Origin of the sequence: Legionella qingyii, from assembly GCF_003990155.1 — a bacterium.
In the GTDB taxonomy this organism is placed as follows: domain Bacteria; phylum Pseudomonadota; class Gammaproteobacteria; order Legionellales; family Legionellaceae; genus Legionella; species Legionella qingyii.
The window spans coordinates 1-21,313 of record NZ_RZGX01000014.1; the positions used below are offsets into that span (position 1 = coordinate 1).

Here is a 21,313-nt window from a genome sequence, read left to right on the forward strand (position 1 = left end):
TTTACAGACTAAACCCCTTTAAAAGATAATCCACTGCGTGAGGCGTTGAAGTGATCAAATACTCCGGAATCGGTGATCAAATGACTAACGGAATTAGTGATCAAGTCCTCCGGAATACGCAAAGGGTATACAGCAGCATCATGTAACGATGTAAGCAGTCCGATATAAGCGGCCTTTTTTTCTTCGTATCTACGTTCTTTTTGTTTCGACCTTTGATTTGTAAAGTGGGCAACCAAACTATTCAATAAACTACCGACACCCAAGCCCCCCAATACAGCAAGAACTGTATTAACCTCCATTTTTCCTCCGACATCCTGTAGTACATATATTAAATATGTGTGGTTTTGGGACAACGGAAAATTTGCCCAATCCATGTGTATTTGATTAATTGACTTCCTAATAATTGCCATTCATGAAAAAATAACTCAAATTTAAGCGTTAGGATTAAATAAATTTGAATGTATGGGTTTTATATCTTTAATATATGGTAAAAGATTTGTACTCTCGAAGTCGAGATGATTTATTGCTGTTTGTAGGTGCAAAAACATCCACAAAAGCGAATTTTCAATATCACTTACTAACAACCATGGATAATCTGTGTAAAAATTTCTTCCATTATCATTTGTGAGGGTAACAGGCGTGTTATCATAAAATAGGACTCCTTTATTTAGGATATATATTCCATCCAATGCAGGGCCTTTAACTCTTATTCTTTCCTCAATAGATTTTGGCAATTTAGGATAAATAATGCTGAGCTCTTCACATGCTCTACTTATCCACTCAGCGGCCGTTGATATTTTTGCTTCACATTTATATGCAAACAGAAAATTCAAAATTGAGCTTGGAACATAACCAACTGATAGTCCCCTAGCTATATTTCTCTTTAAGTTTTTTGTTTTCCTCGCTACATCCATTGAGGATTTTAAGTTTTTAAATGACAAAGTTGACTTAACTTCAATGGTAGCTAAAACTGACTCAGCCATAAAGGCATAATTGCCCTGTGAATATTCAATTTTAGGATAATGGCTTTTATAAATTATTATATCATGCTGATTTCTTTGTTCCCCTGGAACTGAATCACTATCAATAATTTCACCCTGACCAATTGAAACTAAGTTACCTAAGTGTTTGGATAAAAACTCAGTAATAAATTTTTCTCTTGCACCTCCTTTAACAGTAGGGTGACCAGATGAACCAGCCGAACCAGCTTGTACGCTAAGAATTTTTTGCTGCTCCTTCATGTGTTGCCTTAACAAAATACTCTCCTTGTAATAAAATATACACCATAGTATTTTTACTGATTAATATATTTATATAGTGTAGTCTTTCCTACTCCAACCATCTTACATATAGATTGGATTGAGTGTTTTTTATTGGCATACAGTGTTCTTACCAGCTCTTTTTGCTCACCACTGAGTTTTTCTGGTCTGCCACCTTGCCGACCCCTTGCTCTTGCAGCCTCAAGTCCAGCAAGAGTACGCTCCTTAATTAAGTTACGTTCAAATTCCGAAAGCGCGCCAAAGACATGAAACATAAACTTGCCTGAAGGTGTTTCTGTATTAATAGCCTCGGTAACACTATGAAAACCGATTCCCTTTTCTTCTAGCTTACTGACATAAGAGATTAAATGTTTGAGGGATCGCCCTAACCTGTCCAATCGCCAAACGACCAAAACATCTCCCTCTCTAAGAAAGTTTTCAACTTTCTCTAAACCCGGTCGTTCAGATATAGAACCACTTATTTTATCTGTAAAGATTTGCTCACATCCTGCCCTTTTAAGCTCGTCAAGTTGCAAGTCTAAATTTTGTTCATGTGTTGATACTCTGGCATACCCTACTCTCATTATTTTTCCTTGTGGTTCAGAAAGGCTAAAAGAATAGATTAAAATGAACTTTGATTGATGTACAGAGTTTCCGAACTGATTTTCGCAGTGAATTACAAATTTTTAAACATCAATATGAGGAGTCCACAAACCCATCGTTTTATGGACTCATGTTTTCTATCAATAGCGCATAGCCCATTGATACACCAATTGACGGGAAGAAAGTATTTCTTGATAATCTCTTAAGCTGTTGACCTACGCTTGCTGCAATACAATCTGTATAATACATCCCTATACTTATCCATCAGAGAATTCGCACTTGAATCACGAGAATCAAACCCCCTATGCGCAACTCGATCCCAATACTATTTTGGATGCAATTGAAAGCACGGGGGTTCTTTGCACAGGCAGCCTACTCGCACTCAATAGCTATGAAAACCGCGTTTATCAAATAGGAATTGAAAATGCAGAGCCCCTCATTGCTAAATTTTATAGACCGAATCGCTGGTGTTCAGCAGCTATTTTAGAGGAACATCAATTCTCACTAGAATTAGTACAACATGAAATTCCCATTATTGCCCCCCTAATTATAAACGACCGAACCTTACACCATCATCATGATTTCAGATTCGCACTCTTTCCCAGGCGCAGCGGCCACGCACTAGAATTGGATAATAGCGAACAATTAGAATGGATGGGGCGCTTTATAGGGCGCTTACATAGAGTTAGTGCCTGCCAGTCATTTCAACATCGCATCCAATTAAATCCCCAAAGTTATGGCCATGATCCTTACAAACTTCTCATTGAACAAAATATTATTCCTGATTACTTAACATCTAATTTTTGCAAAATAGTTGAAACAGCATTACAGAAAGTAAATCAGATATTTAAGTCTATTGGTGATATTGATCAAATACGCTTGCACGGCGATTGTCATGCAGGAAATGTGTTATGGAGCGAATCAGGTCCTCATATTGTTGACTTAGACGATTGTCTCATGGGCCCTGCGATACAGGATATTTGGATGTTACTTTCAGGTGAACCAAAACAAATGGATTTGCAACTTGAGAAGATTTTACAGGGTTATTGTAAATTTCATGATTTTAACCCGCGTGAACGCCATTTAATCGAAGCATTGCGTACACTACGCATGCTGCATTATTCAGGATGGATCGCAAAACGCTGGACCGATCCCGCATTCCCTTTGAGTTTTCCATGGTTTAATACGCCTGTATATTGGCAAAATCTGATGATAAATCTTAATGAACAGATTGAATTATTAGATCAATTTGAATGCTAGCTAGTTGGGCGGACAGACGATTTTTCCAGACTTTATCCTGCTCTTATTGCAAAAAACTTTAATGAAAGTTTGGCGTCCTTAGGAGCAAGCTTTCAATGAAAATTTGGCTTGATTTTAAGGACAGTACCTACGCTTGCTACCATGACAAAGAATGCTCAATTATTACTCATCATGGTAGTATTTTCCACTTAAAACAGTAACGCTTCCTGAACAATGGACTAAATGAAAACAACTACAATGTTAACCTCCGACTCTATAAATCCTTTTGGTATTTTGCCGAATGAAATACTGCAATATTTGCTCTGTTTTACCAATCATCACGGCATGTTAGTATGCAAACGCTTTCTGGAAGCTGATAGAGAGTTAACCAAAAATGAAGCGCAAGAGTCATTCAACGACTACCTAATAACTACATGCGACACAATGGCTATGGACGTATAACAATGAACGACCTAATACTGCTATTGGAGGGATTCCTCCAAAGCAAAAATTGGCACTAGTTGCCTAATCCTCTACTTTTAGCGACAGTTACAAATGGACGGATTACCCGCCCTTTGCGATGATAGTGAAACACGTGTTTATGCAAACTCTCGCTGGCTCTTTGATATTTACCTATCACAGGAAAACGTTAATTAAAATAGCGGCCACAAGCAGCCAATATCTTGGGATGAACAATCTTCCCCATCACAAACTTTGAATTTTGGCGATCCCATGAATTCATAGCTATCTTAGGTAAGATTTATATTTAATTGGCAGAATAATTATCCTTTTAAAGGACATAGAAACTACTGCAATATCTCTTATCGTTCGCTTAAATTAACTTCATCAGTAAGACTTTGCATCACCTTGAGTCTAGCCATTTGATGCTATTCAAGTTGTTTTTTGCAAAAATCACATGCAACTTTAACTGCTAGGCCTTCTTTTTTGGCAGAACTACGCAGCTGATTTATTTGCTATAATTCAGTCAAGTTGATTCTTTTTTGGAATCTATATGGCACATAGTAAAGAAGAGCAAGCGTTCGAACTTGAGGAAAGCAAAGCATTTCTCAAATCAATTTTATTGCCTGATTTAGAGAAGGAGCGGTGTATTGATAACCAAATGGCCTTGAGTAGTGCTTTATATCGATATGAGAGTGATATTGAAGAAGAAGATGAAACTCAAATATCACTCAACACCTCGACTGAATCACAGGGAGGTGATACTGAGAAGGTTTTTTCCCAAGGCAATCATGATAAAAGCATGTATTTTATTAGTTTAAATATGATAGGTGAACGGATTTATATAGAAGATAATCCGCCCTTTTTTTTGACTATTATTTCAAGAAATGAAGATGCTCATAAAAACTTAGATAAAAGGCTAGATTGCATTGCCAAATATGATACTTATGGATGTTCGTTTATACATGATCTTAAAGCATATCCAGAGTATGATTTTAAAAATCGAGTAAGTAGAATTCCATTAGATGACACCCATCTCAAATTCTTAAAAGATTTGTTTGCTGATAATAATGAGGTGCTTGATTTAGTTAAGAAAGTTGAATCAAAAATTTTAGCGTTTAATGCACGCAATAAAGGTCATCAAACTTTAGCCGCTAATTTGCAAGATAGGAATGAAGTCCATTTAATCGAAATGATACAACATAAGTCAGAAAATAAACAGGTTGTCTATCTTAAAAAAGTAAGCGTTGATCAGGTTGAAAATTTAACTGCAAAGGATCTGGCAAAATTATTATCAGAGATGGCCTATGCTTATATTTCTATGTCTCAAGCAGATTATGACTTATTACATCAATATTTTTCGCAGATGGGTAAGCCAGATGCTCTTCAAGTGGCACAAAAAATGCCGCTTATTGTCGGAATACAGTTTGCTACAATAAATGAGGCAAGTATTGTTGTTCGTGAAGCTCTTTTTCCGGAGGAGGTCCTTTCTCCGGCTGTAAAAGCTATTCTTGACAAACAAATTGAAAATTTAAAATATGTATTTGAGCAATTTGATCTGGCATATGATTTTAAATTACATCAACACTATGCCAATCAATTTCAACAGGAGAATGATACGATTATTTTAAGTGCGGCTCAAAAGCCCGCGGGATTCTATGCAGGATTCCAAAGCGACGTTCAATTGTATAAATCACAGTGTCAAATCGGATATTTTCTTTCAGATCAATTAAAAAATGGAGCCAAAGAAAAAATTTTACACTTGGCACCAATTCAGCTCCCCGATGAAGTGTTCTTTGTGCACGGTGATACGCTTCTTGCTCATATGCTTGGTGGAAAATCTGATTGCAGAAAAACAATTTTGAGTGATGATGAAAATCCCTCAATTTATGCTGGATGGGATTATGGACTTAAATTCGTGGACCTAGATCCTACATTAAAGAAAATTTATTGTGACCAAGGAAGAGATCTTGTACGAGATAATCTTGCCTTATCTATTCCTTTAGCAAATTTAACTCTTTATTTCATGCTTCGCTATTTAGATCTGTTGCAGGAAAATAATCAAACGGAAGTTTTTAATGACGTCTTACGGCAGACCGCTCAATTTATTATTTATAAGAAACTTTCTTTACCTGAAAAATATCATTCTATGTTTGATAACCCGTCAGTCCTTAGTGCAGAAACGAATCAAAAGATTCACGAACTTTATGAGCAACTACGGATAGAACAAATTCAAGATCGTAACGAATATTTAAAGTTAGCAAATGAATTGGATAATGAGATCATAACCATTTTAGATAATGATACTGATGACGAAGTTAATATTGTTGATATAGAAGAAGATAATGAGGTCAAAATTAAATTAGAAGCCTCAGAAGCAACTCCAGAAACTGAGGAGCAGAAAGATACATCACTTCAGGTAAGTCGCAATTATGGCTTTTTCGATAACTCACTCTCTGAGATGAAAAAAGAAGAGCGCTTAATGAAAGACTTTGGGCCTCAAGGGTTGGGTTCAAACAAAGGGTCTAGCCAATAAAGTGAGAGTGTTCATCTAACTGTATCATCTCCCATGATTTCATGGCGACCGGCTATTTTTTGCCCCATTTCTCCTCTAGTTCAAGCAGATGACTTGCATTCAGGCGCAACTTTCGTGATAGTACGCAAATATTGAATAACCATCATTTTTTAAAAATTTTTTAATCCAATTTTATTACGTCTATGAGTATCTTCCCCATGTCTAGAGAAATAACACAAGTTATTAATGAATATAAGGCTTTTTTGCTCCAAAGAAAGCAAGATATCGAAACTTCATTTCGATTGTTAAATTCCGTTGACGAAACTGATGATGAACCATCTAGTAGCAATGTGTCAGCCTCAGAATCTGAAGACAGTAGTAGTACTGATTCGTTACGAGAAGATGAAGAAGGCGTGACCACCTCTGAGTCAGAAGAAAGTAGTACAAATTCGTTGCAAGATGATGAGGAATATCAGTTTATCACGAAACAAATCGAAATGCTTGAGAGCTGTTACGATTCCAAGAACCAGATAATGGTTATATCGGAACAGACAGGGTATCCTTATTATCATGAGGATGTGAACGGTCTCTGGCTGTATCAAATTGAAAAATTTCTTTACCATATGGGACAAGCGGCAAAAAAAGGGGTGAAGCAATTATCCATAAGCCAGGAATGCCCCAGTCATAATCATCTCTGGGACTTCATAGAAAATAATCAAGATCTATCCGTACTCACCATAGATAGCGAATTTTTCGACGGTACGTTCCTTGAAAGTGATTATTTTTTTCGTGCGCTGCAAACAGCCCCCAATCTATATTACATTCAGGTATTTGTTGGTGAAGACGAAAATCCTCCGGATATGGAAGTGGTTAAAGAAAAACTCATTGCAAGAATGCCTGAAAGACCATTTATTTTTAGCTGGGGGCATTCAGGAGAATGTACCACACTGATTAAAAAAGCGAACTCTTCTGATATTTTCTGTACGAATGAGGATGAATATGCAAGTAATGAGCAAACCTTCGATGAAGAGGCATTAAATGAAGAACAATTTATACAGAGATTAAGCGCAAAAGAGACTTTTGGATTACCTTTATTGTTTCAAGCTTTAAATGAGAAAATAATTGGTGAATTTTGTGATGAAACCTTAGACCTTTCTGATGCGACTATCATTGAAGAACAAGAATATGACAGTTGGGGGCTATTGGATTATGCAGTGCTATACGATGATGTTTTAAGCACTCGATTTTTACTGCACCGAGGATTTGATCCTTCTCGTACTAATTCAGCCAACGTTAGTCCATTAGAACTCGCAGCAGAGCAAGCAAGTCTTCCTGTTTTGAACGCTTTATTTGATCTAAGTCCCTCGGAATCGTATCTCTCATCAGAGAAGCTTCCTTTATTGCGTTCCAAAAATATCCAAGGGCAAACTCTTCTGACAATCGCCGCAGGCAAAGGACGGATGGAGGCAGTACAATTTTTTCTCCAATACGATATTTCACTCGGTCAAGACATCAAATTACAGCAGGAAGCTATTGATAGCGCCTGGAAGAATCAACATTTTGACCTAGTTCTTTATCTGCTTAAGCACAATTTTCCCTTTCCAAATAATTTTAGTTTGTCACAAGCTCAGAGCAGCAAAGCGTTAAATGCATTTGCAGCTAAACGCCAATTGCTCCATGACCAGATACAACAAGGTGACTTGAGATCTATAGAGCATTGTACTTTTGCTGGGGAACAAATTGGTTATTGTTTTAACATTGAAAATACCTCTGCACTTGATACTGCTTTATCATCCAAACAATATAAGATCTATGCATATCTTAAAACAAAGGGGTTTAAAGGTCGCGAGTCTGAAAATTTACAGCAAAGAATAAATGATTTAAATGAGCACGAAAAAACGGCACTAAACAAAGCGCTTGTCCGCTATTTTAACAAGCCAAGTGATACCTCAGTTTATTATCTTTTATCGCGCTCGCGAACAATGCAAAGAGAAAGTATTTACTTCAATACCATCCGGTTTATGTACGAGCAGCTCGTTAATAGTCCAGGCATCGCCCCGTTCTTATCGGTAATTGAACATTATAAAGGGACTATTGATATTATTTTTGATTTTAATCAAGTAAATACCGTTGATTTAGATGTGACTTCATACAGCTCAACAGAAGGAAGATGTTGTTATGAAGAAGGACGTATTTTTATTGCGGCAAAACTAGATCAGCAAGAATTGTTAGGGAATATTGCACATGAGATAGTTCACCTGGCGATACAAATTCTTTTTAAAAATGAGTGTAAACCCTACAGATGCGATACTATTGATGTTAACTATAGACAAATTACTGAGGCCTGTTCACGACTTGATTTAAAAGCAATAGATAAGATAATTTCACTCGCATTTACCGCCTATCAGCCAAGTAATTGGGATGCTGAGTTAATCGTTAGAGTACCGCACATACTGGCTAAATATGGCGATGAATCGGGACTGTTACTATTACAAACACAAGTGCCAGAACTATTAAATTATTATAACCAGGTGTTAATTCCTGCATGTAATGCATTTACAGAACGGTCCATTAATTTAAATGCCGATAGGCAAGTGATGGAATCTCGACGGAATACGAATCCACATTTCTTTTGGGAAAATTCACCAGCAGCATCCTCTTCTTCGGGAAGTAGAGAGCTAAGAGCCAGTTCTTCTTCACCATCTTCGTTCGTGACAAAATAAGTTATGCACGGTAACAAATTAGTGAAACGGCCTACGCCTACTTCGACGGAACAAGGACAAAGGGTTCGAAGTAGGCCTTCCATAGGGGAATTCACTTGGCAGTTCTTCCAAAACAGCAACAACCGGGGTTAGATCATCAAAGAACCTTTAAAAAACAAGTTTATTGGCCATTTTTGTCAACCATTTCAAAATCTATATCCAAATTACATCTTACAATTTGTGAATAGATTGCGCTTTCAAGAGGTGTAATCTTCTTATTTTTCAACAGGCGACTCCCCTTTTATTTTCACGATGCCTATCTTCTGTCTATACTTAGCTATAGAGGATTAATATTTACCCCTTATGGGTATATTATTTCCAACTCAATAAACTTCGCAACATCTATTCGAGGCGAATATGAGCACTCCCCAAGAATATTTGAATATGAGTTATGAGGCCGCATGTGCGTTGTTAAGAAGCGATCCTAATAAGTTAGATGAATTTATAAATCAAGAACAATTTAGCCATGAACAGAAACAGCAGTTGTGCCTGACAGCAGTTCAAATCAGTTGGTCGACGATTTACAAAGTGCCTGATGAGCTATTGAATGATGACATTATAATTGCATGCTTGGATAAATCATTTGATTATATCCTTGAGGTAAGTCCAGAAAAAATATCCCCTAAAATAATGTTGGTAGTTCAAGATAAAGTTGATGAATTAGCATATATTCCTCGCTATTTACGAACACCGGAAGTTTGCCTCAGCGCCGTTAAAAAAAGTTGGGAAAATATAGGCATGGTTCCTAATGATCCAAGCTACAAAGCTGTTTTCCTTGAGGGAATTCAAGTAAATTGGCGTACATTTTTTTACCTGTCAGAGGCTCAACAGCAAGATGAGGAAATTCTCGCAGCTTTAAAAAATAAATGGTTTGCACTAGGGCTAAAATCTTTTCCGAAACAGTTTGATATTCAAGAATTATGGCGATTAGGGATAGGATTAGATGAGAGTCTATTCATGAAACTTCCTATGGAAAAGTGTACACCCCAAATTTGCCTCGCCGCAGTAAAGAAAAAACCTTCTCTCATAAGGCAAGTGCCTAACCAGCTTTTCCTGGAAGTCTGTATTGAGTGGGTTCGTAACGATAGTATGGCACTTGCGTACGTTCCTGATACGCTCAAGGAAAAAGTCATTGAGGCAGTGACACCAGAGAAAATTCTATCTGCAGATTTTAGGTCGGTTGCTTTATTTCCAGAAAAGAATTCATATCAAAATATTATCGATAAAATTCTTGATGAGTGTGAGCATGTAGTGGTAACAAAGCCAGATGCATTCGAGACAGATGGTGAAATCCGAGACTCTTATCTTGTTTACGCTAATACAGATAAACGTTTAAATAAAACGATACATGTTGATTCCAATAGTATTCGATCTTGCTTGGATAGGATGAAGAAGAATCCCACAATTAATTTGGTTTTGTTGGCACATGATCCATATTTTGATGGTGAAAGGAAAATAGGAGGGCTTTATCAAAGGGAGATTTTTGAACTTTTAAAATCTTATCCCAACATAAACAGGATAACCCTTCTAACTTGCAACTCAGCAAAATCATTAGTGCTCGAGGATGAGAAATTAATCAACCAAAAATTGGTTGATAGAACCTCCAAAGCATCATTACCCTCATGTGGATTGGTATTAATGTCTTCCATGCCAGATGATGGAAAATGTAAATCCGTATTAGAAGAGATGAATTGTGATCATGCTTTTATTTGGGTCAAGAAAGGTGACGAACATTCGCTTATATATCTCAAGAAAGAAACGGGCATCACAAATCGATTCCAGCTAAAATTATCAGATGATCAAGTCAGTAAACTTCATAAAACACTATATCCAAATGGAAAAAAAATACCGTTCCCTAATCCCAAAGAGAATACTTCTGATCGATATTTAAGAAGAGATGGTAAGGGGGCGAAGTTAATGGATAAAAATGAGTTTGGAGCGTTTCAAAAGATTTTCTTTGCGAGTCAAAAATACAGTAAGAAAAATCCTGAATATAAAACAAATAAACAAATCTACAGTTTTTTTAATAACATCAAGATAGACGAATCAGAATACCCTAAACTTAAAGACAGTCTGCTAAAAAGTATAATTGATATGGTTAAGGCCGCAAAATTAGATAGGTCTGTCTTTGTGAAAGGATATAACTATGTATTACATGTTGATACTATAGAGCGTCGATTCATTGCTGGCATCAAAGTATCTGCTTATGCAAGTGAATATAAAAATAAAAATGTACCTTTGTTTTTCGATAATTCGAAGAGCAGCATTGATAACGATGAGATGGAAAAAGAGATTGAGAAGATAGTTAGTCGCGTGATTGAGCAAACTGAAGAAAAAGAAAACCCAGAGAAAGAAGAGTTGTCTCAAGTCAAATCCATAACCTATGAAGTGAAACCAGGGTAGTAATCTGGTCTTTTTGATTTAAGAAAGGATGCTGAAAACAGATAATACCGACTTTATATACAGCTTTTTTGCTGCAATTTGTTATTGATTTAAAGCACATTCTAACGTACTCTCTGAATTGTGTGATATAATTGCCCTCAAATTAATCATCTTGAACAATGTAAGCAATCTTATCTCTCCCTTACTGATACCAAATAAACAAAGGAAAACAGCATGAGTTTTAAATCGTTAGGTTTAATTGAACCATTACTTCAAGCCCTTGACGAATTAAATTACAAGGAGCCATCTCCTATTCAAACTCAAGCGATTCCGAACGTATTATCAGGCAAAGATGTTCTTGCTTCGGCACAAACAGGAACGGGTAAAACTGCAAGTTTCGTATTGCCAATCTTACAAAAACTCAGTTCACAACCTCGAGCTAAAAGCAATAGAACCCGTGTTCTCATTCTCACCCCAACTCGTGAACTAGCAAGTCAAGTACATGAAAGCATCCTTCAATATGGGCGACACCTATCACTTCGCTCAGCAGTAGTCTTTGGTGGAGTAAAAATTAATCCTCAAATGATGAAATTACGTTCTGGTGTTGAGCTTTTAGTCGCCACCCCCGGACGTTTGCTGGACTTGCATCAACAACGGGCCATACAATTCGATGAGGTGGACACTTTGGTCCTGGATGAAGCCGATAGAATGCTGGATATGGGATTCATTCATGATATGAAACGAATTATTCAACACTTACCCAGAAACCGACAAAACCTTATGTTTTCAGCAACGTTCTCTGATGAAATTCGTAATCTTGTCAAAACGTTACTAAAGCATCCCGTAGAAATTGATGTTACGCCTCGAAACACAACGGTAGTAAAAATCAAACAAACAGTGCACCCAGTTGATAAAAGCCGAAAAGCCGCTTTACTAAGCCATTTGATCCATAAAAACAAATGGGGTCAAACTTTGGTATTTTCAAAGACCAAGCATGGCGCAAATAAATTAGTGAAGCAATTGTCTGAAGCACAAATTCATGCTGCCGCCATCCATGGCAATAAATCACAATCACAGCGCACTAAAGCTTTAGCAGAATTTAAATCTGGAGAGTTACATATTTTAGTAGCTACAGATATTGCGGCTCGAGGTATTGATATTGATCAATTACCCTGTGTAGTTAATTTTGATTTGCCTCAAGTTGCTGAAGACTACGTCCATCGTATCGGTCGAACTGGTCGCGCCGGAGCTTCAGGATTAGCCATCTCGTTGGTCAGTGCTGATGAGGTCAATCAATTACATGCTATAGAAAAACTAATTCAACGCAAATTAAACCGTATTGAAATCGAAGACTTTGAACCCATGCACAATGTCCCCCAAACCAATAGTTGTTCAAAACCCCAAAGGCATGTCTCTGTTAACAAAAAGAAGACAACGTCAACATCCAGCAAACCTGGTAAAAAAAGATTCATAAAGGAAGTAGCAAGGAATAGTTCCAAAACTTAGTACATGGGTTGTATCAGTCTTTAGCATCCATATGCAGTTACAAAATATTATAGAACTACATCATAAAGCAGCTTGTTAAAGATGATTTTTTTCATTTAAGGTCGGGCGTTTAATTCCGAACTATTGAGACATTGTTGGATTGCTTCAATACGACATATCTTTATTTTTTTTGAAATTTCACGGCCCAAATACTTTGAAGCGAGTTCTTTAGTATCAATAGATTGAGCCACTTGAGAAGCATGGCGTGCTTGTTCTACATAAGACGCGTTTTGCGTGCATAGCTCAAAAACATGTAAGCAATCATTGAAACGTTCTTTATTTTGGAACGCACCCATGTTTGCTAATAAGTCAAATACCCCTTTTGCATCCAGCTCATGGAGTTGTCGAAATTGTGACAAATGTCGGTTTGTTAATAAGGCTAAATCACGATATTGACCGGGTACGTTGAATTGTTTGCAAAATTTAATTATCTCTTCTTGAGTTAAATTATGCATTAACACTGCGAAACGTATCTGAGCGGAACTTTTATGATCGGCTGCTCGTTGTAGGGCTTTAATGCTAGCGTCTGATATGTTCATATAGGGAAATAAAATACAATCCGCCCCACATTTCTTAATCACCTCAAAGAAATTTTCCGGATGGCCTCCCATAAGTGCTCGATCTAGTTCACTCCAGATTCGGTCGGTACTTAATTCACTGATTTTGCCTTCAGCAACCATCTGTTCCATAAGCATCATCGTTTCTTTTGCTACTTGAAAACCTAAGCAAGCGGCAAGGCGTGCGGTCCTGAATAATCGAAGAGGATCGTCAACAAATGCAGGTGATACATGCCGCAATATTTGTTTCTCCAAATCAGATTTACCACTGAAAGGATCAATCAATTCGCCCAGTTTGCCTTCCTCAAATGACATAGCCATGGCGTTTATGGTCAGGTCTCGTCGCTTTAAATCGTCTATCAAAGTGATATTAGGTGAAATATCAAACTCAAAACCTCCATGCCCATGTCCTTTTCGTTTTTCGCATCGAGCAAGAGCATACTCTTCATTAGTATCTGGATGTAAAAAGACAGGATAACTGTTTGCCTCGTGCCCATTAGGTATTGGCTTATAACCTAATGTCAGCATATCACCTGGAATTGCACCTACAACAACCCAATCGTTATCTTTGGGGATAAAGCCAAGTAATTTATCACGTACCGCACCACCTACTAAATAAATTTTCATAAATTGATTATGTATAATATTTGTTCACTTTGATGGGTATTTTATAGTCATTTGGTTTAAATATCAACATTGATTGACAATGACAGGACTTACGAAAAATCTCAAGGTCGAGGCAAAAAATGTTTTTAATGAGGGAGTTTAGATAGACTAAATGACCGAAGTAAAAACATTTTTTAACAAAGAGATTGGGGTTTTTCGTAAGTCCTGAATGATTTGTTATCTCATAAGATAAGATACGTTAGATAGTTATACCCATTATCAGATCTGTATTAGTATCTATAGGATGATGTTTGCTCTCTACAAAGCATAGGATTATGCTTGGAGAAATATAACGAAGAGAAATAGAGCGGAGCTTAATTAGGGAGCGAAGGATGCAAAAACGAACCAATCTTCGATGCTCATGCAGAAGATTGATATTTTTATTATTCATCAGTTATGCAACTAAATCAGCAGCTATTTTCCCTACTTTAGCCAACCAGCCTCCAACTGTAGGTAATTTTTCTTTAGCAACATCACAACAGCCAGGCCCATTTTTTTCATTTGGTCAAAATATTATTGATAAGAATCAATTGATTGTTTCATTTAATTCCAACTATTTATACAGTCAAACTCAGCAAATTTTAGATGCAACACCCTCCCTTCTTTATGGAATTACAGATTCAGTTTCTTTATTACTCACACTACCTGTTGCTTTAAGATATAAAAATGATAATCAAAATCTATCTGGTATAAGCGATCTTTCGCTGGATTTAGAATATGCTTTTTATAATCACGATAACTCAAAATACTCAGATCAAGCCACTATTATTCTCGCTCCTACATTCCCTATCAGCAATTTATATACAATTTCTAAAAGCCTGAATCCAGATAAGCGTGTTTCAGGATTTTCAAAAAAAAATTCTCCTACTAGTTTCAATGCGATGACATATTTCATTGGAACCACTTATTCTCGTACTCTAATTGATTGGTATATTTTTATTGCGCCAGGAGCTTTATTTATCAGTAAACAGGATTCAATTCAGGAAGGCACACAATATTATTATAATTTGGGAATAGGACATAATATCAAAAGCGAAGAAAAGAAATACATATTTTCAGGGTTGCTTGAATTTAATGGTGAGTATAGTGATAAAACCAAATTGGCATCGAATGTTGTTCCTAATACAGGGGGAAATATCATTTATGCGACCCCTTCACTCTGGTTTTCTACACCAAAACTAATTGTTCAGGTTGGTATTTCTTTACCTGTTTCCCAGTATTGGTATGGCAATCAAAGTTCTATTTCTTACTACGCAAGCGGGATCATTACTTGGACTATTCTTTAGAAATTTTAGTAATAATATAAGATTATGCTCTTTTATTATTCCATGTAGATTACCATTTAAGTACAAAAATTACACTTATAAACTTTTATACTTTTTAATTCCCTTATAAAAAAATGCTCTAATGAATTTAACATACGTACAATGCGTAGAGATGTTAATCTCAGAGAAGAGCTACTAATCCTTTCAAAATTTCTACTTTTTCAAAATATTGTTTAATGAGCCTAGAAATACAAAACTCATGAAAAACCAACCACCCCTTATAAACACATCCCCCCTTATCCCTAGCGTAGCAAGAAGGACGGAGAGCGTTTCAAAAACACTAGAATGAATAATTAATATTAATAGTGCCTTAATGTTGCTCAGTTAAAATATTAATTACATCCGTAAAAGTCCAGTTAAGAGGTAGAATTATGCAATCAAAATATGAAGGTGATATGGGGTTTGATTTTTCAATTGACAGCGATGATATCCAAGAAGTTAATAAAGAAGAGTCTGGTCCGATTATTAGTGAATCTCCTGCAGAAAACAATACCACAACTACCACATCAGTGAGCCCAGAAGTTAGCGGAATCCCCATAGAAGAGTATTTCGATACAGATTATAATAAATTCGATACAGATTATAATAAATTCGATACAGATTATGATCGAAAAGAGCAAGATACACAGAGTCAATATGAATCACCCAGCGTTTCTGAAAGTGACAATAGTCCATCATCAAATTCAAGCAGCCGTGCCGATAAGAGTGGTGAAGCTTGGTCAGGAGCTAAACTTCTATTAACTCCTCTCACGTTTATTGCAAATATTATTTCTACTTCCTTCACTGGAAGGAATAATACAACTACTGATACTGAGCAACAATCGTCACCAGATGAGATCACTCCTAAACCACTAATAGATGATAATTTTGATACAGTAGACTATCAGAAGCATCAAAAAGAGGTTGGTTCAACCAATAAAATTTTATTAGCAGTGGTTGATACGGTTCAAGGCGCTGCGAATACAGATCTCAAAGAATGCGAAAGCTACGAGTTTCGATATAAAGACAGAGAGAAACTTCATAAGAAAACAGGCGGTACAGAGAATACTGAAATGGTCGGGGTCAATGTCTTTCTCGATAAAAATGGGAAACCATTATTACCCGGAGCTCGAAAATCCTTGAAGGAACATGCAAACGCAAAACAACAGTCGGCAAAGGAATATAATTCGGAAATTCATCCACCTAGTGAAGCAGTTTCTCATGCGAAAAAAGAATTTGAAATTGCTCATGAGTTTGGAAAAGGCGATGATGTTTATGATCAAGCGGGCAAAATAATTCATACAGGAAAAGGTATTGCTGAACTACTTGCTCTTGATTTAGAACAAATTAATGGTGGTGTCACCTCACAACCTGGTTTTGTTACTAATTCTCCTAGTACCGCCTATTTAATGAGTAAAATCAAGGAACGCTCTGATAAGGCTCTTAAAAAGGATGTTAATACAACTACGAGTGAAAATAATGATGAAAGTTCGAGTGATCTTTCATCTGTAAAAAAAATTTAGCATCATAAGCATCTAATGAAGGCTGCTTAAGCCTTCATTAGATTTCACTATTTATAACTACAGCGAAAAATTGCTTCTTTAATATAATAAAAACCATATTAGAGTGCGCACCAGTAGCAAATTGGAACGACGTCATTTGTGGTAATAATTTTTCACTGTGTTAACATAATGACATCTATGGATGTAAATAGCATAGGAGGTATTGACTATGGAAGACGCATTTGGCGATCCAAATCTGGTAAGTGATGCTCACAACTCGCTCTCAATTGCTAGTCCCCCTTTGACATTAGAATCTGATAATCAATCAGGGATTCCTGTGGGTGATTATTTGGATACAGAGTATGATGACATAGAGGAGAAACTCCAGGGGACGTATGCAAGGTCGCCTGACTTTTACGAAACAAACAACGGCGATGATGAGCGCTCATCAAACTTAAGCAGTAATGAAATGAATAAAGCAGAGCCTCGAATAAGTTCTAATTCATTGTTTTCACCAATTAATTTCGTTGTCAATTTTGCTTCAACTCAATTCACAGCGTTAAAAAATGCCGTTTCAACTCGTTTGGATGCAAATCGTTCTCTCGAAGAGGACAGCCCCGAATCAAGCGACTCGAGTTCATCAAAAAAGATTATTGCATCTCTCGTGAGCCCCCACCCCCCCTCTTCTGAAAAAGCCTTCACAACCCAAGATGAAATCCTGGATGAAGTAGGTGCATCCCTTGATGATAATGGCATTTGCTCTCCAGTAGTCAACTTATATTTTGAGAAAAAATTAGGCCTTCGAGATGATAGTTTTATGAAGGGTAGCTCTAAACATATTTATGAAGAAGCTATAAGAGAAAAGCGACACCAAGTTGAACTTATTCAACAGGGAAAAGACGGTTTGCATGCGGTATTCGTAGATCATAATATTCCTTACAAAACAAAACAGGTTAAAGCAAGTGAAAGTGAAAGCGAGGAAAAAGTAAAAGATTTGCTCAAAGATTATGATCAAGCACTAATCACTTATCCGACAGTCCGTGAAGATGGAGAAAGGGATAGACACCAAATTTATGTGGAAAAAATTGATGATACTCGATGTTCCCGTTTTGATGTCAATAAAAAGGGAGGTGTCGAAGAAATGCCTTGCAGCATGTTTTATCAGAAATTTGCCAAGAAAATCGCCAAAGCTCATGACGATAATGATGATGAGGAAGTAATCATTGCAGGAATAAAAAAGTAATGCATCCAAAGGGGTGTTTCACCCCTTTAGCATCATGCTGCATGTAATTCTAATGAAATTTATAGATTTTTATTCATTTTTGATTTAGGTAAAACATGATAAAGCTCTCGTAAATCAGTAAGTGGGATTTCAGCTACATCCCAGATATTCCATCCTTTAGAATACAAATTTATTTGCATTTGCGAACCTCGATACCATGCATCCCAAAATTCATAAGGATCAATCTCTACCTGAGCAGACCCTGCAAGTTCATTGATCTTGATACCTAAGTAAAAAGAATAAATAACAGGAATAACATGACCATCAATCGAATTTTTTTCCAGCATTGTTGAAGTAAAAACAGAAACCAAAATCTCACCATAGGGACTTGTATCATATTCGCTTAAAACATGAATGGAGTCATGAGGCATAATAAATTCATAATTAGCCCCATCCTCCTCACCAGGGAATTTGTAATTATTCGTTTTAAATTGCATCCAAATATGATGACCAAAACTCGATTCAGGTAAGTGCCGAAGACTCTCATAGCGGCCTGCAAGTTGTGGGTTCTTTTTGTCACCACGGTAAGGGAAAAGCCAATTTTCAATATCTTTTTCATCCTGAATATTTGGAAAAATATCAAAACTTTCAAGATTTTTACGCATAATATCTTTAATAAGCCATTGAAAATCGCCTTCTAAAGTTTTCTCTAATTGGTTTAGATAATGGGGATAAATATTGGCGGCCTTTGCATAATCCAAAACGGCTAGAATTTTTTCGCGATCAATTGTCTTATCCATCAAGGCTGTGACCACTAAAAAACGTAATACATATTCTGCCTTTATCGCATCGGGAAAAACTTGGCTAAAACCAGAAAGTGGCATGTCAATTAGATGGGTTAATTGCAGTTCATCTTTATGGCCAAATACCTGTGAATATACCGCTTTAAGGGAAGATTGTTGTAGTGGTGTTAATCTCTGTTTCCCATGAGCCGTAGCAACATCTTTCATAGCAGATAACAGATAAAAAATTTCTTTAATTTGTAATCTCACCATTACTCCTCATCACGATTTAGAACTCTATGCGTAATAGTGTATCATATGGCTGAATAAAAAATATTCGCCCCTAGTGTTGGAAGAAACAATTTAAATAATAACTACATTAGCCTAGGTGAAACGCAGTGACACCCAATTTTTTTGTATCGATGCCAAGTTCCACCGCATTTTACCCAACCTACCTATACTATTTTCGAATTATCTAGAGTTTGTTGACATTTCATTTAATTCCGCCTACTTCCCGCTCTTTATGCGCGAGCTCAAAGAGACACACTAAAATGTACTTATTTTTAATGCAGCCTTTACCGGATTGCGGAACGTAGCCTAATGAAGCAATTGTCAACAACCCTAAATCCCATTAAAGAAAAAATTTTACATTAATTCTAAAATAATGCTCGAAACAAATGGGCAATATGATGTAAAATTGCGCAAGTTATTTTTTATATATAGGATGTATTTCTTTGGACACGATTGATATTGAACAATGCTTACACGCATTAGAAGCGCGTGTGTCAAAAGTTGAAAAAATTAATGGCATTACTTCGGCCTCCTCAGAACAATCTAAATCGATTAAAAGTAAAAAAAGTAAACTCAAATCAATACCGAAGCCCATGTCAGGTAATTGGTTGGGGCTTGTTGCTTCTGTTTGCTTTATTCTAGCAGCTTGCTTTATTGTTAAATTATCAATTGAATCTGGATGGCTGACCCATGAAAAGCAACTTGGAGTGGCTACATTATTTGGAATGGCCCTATTTACAGGTGGGATAATTATTTCCAGTGCAGATAGAATTTATGCCTGCTTTTTACCAGCAGCAGGAGCAACTGTACTTTATTTAACTTGTTTTGCCGCATTTCAATATTATTTACTTATTTCATTTCAAACGCTCATCGCTCTATCAACGATTATCTCAGGAGTATCTATTTGGTTTTATTTACGATTTAAACATGATATTTATGCGATCGTTGCTGCCTTAGGTGCATACATCGCCCCTCTTGTTGCTGGAGTTGAAAATAACGCTATATTTTCTTTGTATTATTTCACAATTTGTTCGTTGAATTTTGCAACACTTGCTATTTGGGTGGAGTCACGCACATTAACCATGATTTCAGCTTATCTGGCAATATCAATAACCGCGGTAGTGGGATTAAAACTCCATCAAGATGTGTTAATTGCTACAGTACTTGTCATTAATTTTCTTATCTACTCAATTGGCACCCTATTTCATACGCAGTTGACTAAAAAACATCTCACCGAGAAAGAATCTTGGAGTCTTTTCCCTGTACTATTAATTTTCTATGCAATGGAATATTATTATCTCAGCCGTATTGACCCTACTTTGGCTTCATGCGTTTCCTTGGCTTCTGCAGCTCTTTTAGTCGGACTTTATTACTCAGCTAAAAGATGGTTCCCTGAGCGTCGGTTTAATAGCCGGAATGTATTACTGACCTTTGTAACACTTGTTTGTTTCCATTCGATTTACCTTGGCCTTTTGCCCTTAAGTTTAAAACCATGGCTTTTTGCTGTAATCGTTTTTGGGTACGCCTATTTCCATGCAAAAATTAAACTGATTCAATGGAGTATTCGCTTTTTAATTCCATTTGTGGCGCTTTCTGCTATCTTAGGGATTGAGTATCTAAGTATATTAAGCCACTTAATTAGTAGTAATGAGTTATCCTGGTCTGTAGTAGCTGGGGCAGCTTTTGCCAGTATTTGGTTTTTATTAATCCAAAATTATAAGGAATTAGCTCAAAAAGAAGAATATTGTTACGTTTTACTGGCGGCCTCACATCTCCTTGCAATTATGAGTCTTTACCAGTTAACCATCGAGTACAGTACCTTGGCTGTATCTGCTTCCTGGCTTGCGTACGTACTTATTATATTACGGGTTTCAACTCTGAGAAATGATGTGCTGATTGCAAAATCGGTACTCATTGTTTTATTTTTTGCTGCAGGCAAAGCATTACTTTATGATGCATCATCAGCGCCAACAATTATTCGTACATTATCTCTAATTCTTACCGGTATTGTTTTATATGCTTCGGGACTTGTTATTAGAAAAAAAACGAATTGGAAAGGTAAGTTAATTTAAGGGCAATGGATTATCACTATTGAACTATGCGCAAAGGAATGCATTAATAAATGTGTGAAATAGCCTTATTTATTCCCATAATTCAAATAGTTGCTTTCAAGAGCAGCTATCTGTAATATTTAAATCCACGATCATCAATTTTTGTTATTTTCT

The 21,313-nt window shown here is 36.5% G+C and carries 15 protein-coding genes; 10 read left to right on the forward strand and 5 right to left on the reverse strand.

From position 1 onward, the window contains the following. Positions 1-8: 8 nt before the first annotated feature. The 3 genes from ELY20_RS11010 to ELY20_RS11020 form a co-directional block, all read right to left on the reverse strand. A complete protein-coding gene (locus ELY20_RS11010; RefSeq protein WP_127059485.1) occupies positions 9-299 on the reverse strand; it encodes a hypothetical protein in 291 nt (96 codons plus the stop codon). 132 nt (positions 300-431) lie between these two features. Continuing rightward, positions 432-1,241, reverse strand: a complete 810-nt coding sequence (locus ELY20_RS11015) for a DUF6602 domain-containing protein (protein ID WP_110142738.1) — start codon at positions 1,239-1,241, stop codon at positions 432-434. 53 nt (positions 1,242-1,294) lie between these two features. Further along, complete coding sequence (locus ELY20_RS11020; RefSeq protein ID WP_110142737.1) at positions 1,295-1,843, reverse strand: recombinase family protein; 549 nt, start codon at positions 1,841-1,843, stop codon at positions 1,295-1,297. A 298-nt stretch (positions 1,844-2,141) separates the two neighbouring features. Between ELY20_RS11020 and ELY20_RS11025 the strand changes: the two genes are divergently transcribed. The 6 genes from ELY20_RS11025 (at position 2,142) to ELY20_RS11050 (ending at position 12,725) form a co-directional block, all read left to right on the forward strand. Further along, on the forward strand, positions 2,142-3,122 hold the full coding sequence (locus tag ELY20_RS11025; protein ID WP_110142736.1) for a serine/threonine protein kinase: 981 nt from the start codon (positions 2,142-2,144) through the stop codon (positions 3,120-3,122). Between the two features lie 222 nt (positions 3,123-3,344). After that, a complete protein-coding gene (locus tag ELY20_RS11030) occupies positions 3,345-3,563 on the forward strand; it encodes an F-box protein (RefSeq protein ID WP_126955525.1) in 219 nt (72 codons plus the stop codon). Positions 3,564-4,113: 550 nt separating this feature from the next. Beyond that, entirely contained in the window at positions 4,114-6,096 is a 1,983-nt protein-coding gene (locus ELY20_RS11035; RefSeq protein ID WP_110142734.1) for a hypothetical protein, read from the forward strand. 197 nt (positions 6,097-6,293) lie between these two features. Continuing rightward, entirely contained in the window at positions 6,294-8,798 is a 2,505-nt protein-coding gene (locus ELY20_RS11040) for an ankyrin repeat domain-containing protein (protein ID WP_110142733.1), read from the forward strand. Positions 8,799-9,194: 396 nt separating this feature from the next. After that, on the forward strand, positions 9,195-11,240 hold the full coding sequence (locus ELY20_RS11045) for a hypothetical protein (protein WP_110142732.1): 2,046 nt from the start codon (positions 9,195-9,197) through the stop codon (positions 11,238-11,240). Between the two features lie 213 nt (positions 11,241-11,453). Continuing rightward, positions 11,454-12,725: a DEAD/DEAH box helicase gene (locus ELY20_RS11050; protein ID WP_110142731.1), complete on the forward strand. Its 1,272-nt coding sequence runs from the start codon at positions 11,454-11,456 to the stop codon at positions 12,723-12,725. A gap of 95 nt (positions 12,726-12,820) precedes the next feature. Here the strand turns inward: ELY20_RS11050 and ELY20_RS11055 are convergent, their stop codons facing one another. Then, the gene (locus tag ELY20_RS11055; protein ID WP_110142730.1) at positions 12,821-13,948 is read right to left on the reverse strand and encodes a CCA tRNA nucleotidyltransferase; all 1,128 of its coding nucleotides are present in this window, start codon (positions 13,946-13,948) and stop codon (positions 12,821-12,823) included. Positions 13,949-14,358: 410 nt separating this feature from the next. On the opposite strand from ELY20_RS11055, the gene ELY20_RS11060 reads away from it, so the two are divergent. From ELY20_RS11060 to ELY20_RS11070, 3 genes are all read left to right on the forward strand, one after another. After that, on the forward strand, positions 14,359-15,273 hold the full coding sequence (locus tag ELY20_RS11060; protein ID WP_233590574.1) for a hypothetical protein: 915 nt from the start codon (positions 14,359-14,361) through the stop codon (positions 15,271-15,273). 410 nt (positions 15,274-15,683) lie between these two features. After that, on the forward strand, positions 15,684-16,814 hold the full coding sequence (locus ELY20_RS11065) for a hypothetical protein (RefSeq protein WP_110142728.1): 1,131 nt from the start codon (positions 15,684-15,686) through the stop codon (positions 16,812-16,814). A 208-nt stretch (positions 16,815-17,022) separates the two neighbouring features. Next, positions 17,023-18,036 carry a hypothetical protein gene (locus ELY20_RS11070; RefSeq protein ID WP_110142727.1) on the forward strand — a complete coding sequence of 338 codons (1,014 nt, stop codon included), beginning with the start codon at positions 17,023-17,025 and terminating at the stop codon, positions 18,034-18,036. 59 nt (positions 18,037-18,095) lie between these two features. On the opposite strand, the gene ELY20_RS11075 is transcribed toward ELY20_RS11070, so the two are convergent. After that, positions 18,096-19,070 (reverse strand): hypothetical protein, encoded by a 975-nt coding sequence (locus ELY20_RS11075; RefSeq protein ID WP_233590575.1) that lies wholly within the window; start codon positions 19,068-19,070, stop codon positions 18,096-18,098. A 461-nt stretch (positions 19,071-19,531) separates the two neighbouring features. On the opposite strand from ELY20_RS11075, the gene ELY20_RS11080 reads away from it, so the two are divergent. Beyond that, on the forward strand, positions 19,532-21,160 hold the full coding sequence (locus ELY20_RS11080; protein ID WP_110142725.1) for a DUF2339 domain-containing protein: 1,629 nt from the start codon (positions 19,532-19,534) through the stop codon (positions 21,158-21,160). The last annotated feature ends 153 nt before the right edge of the window (positions 21,161-21,313 follow it).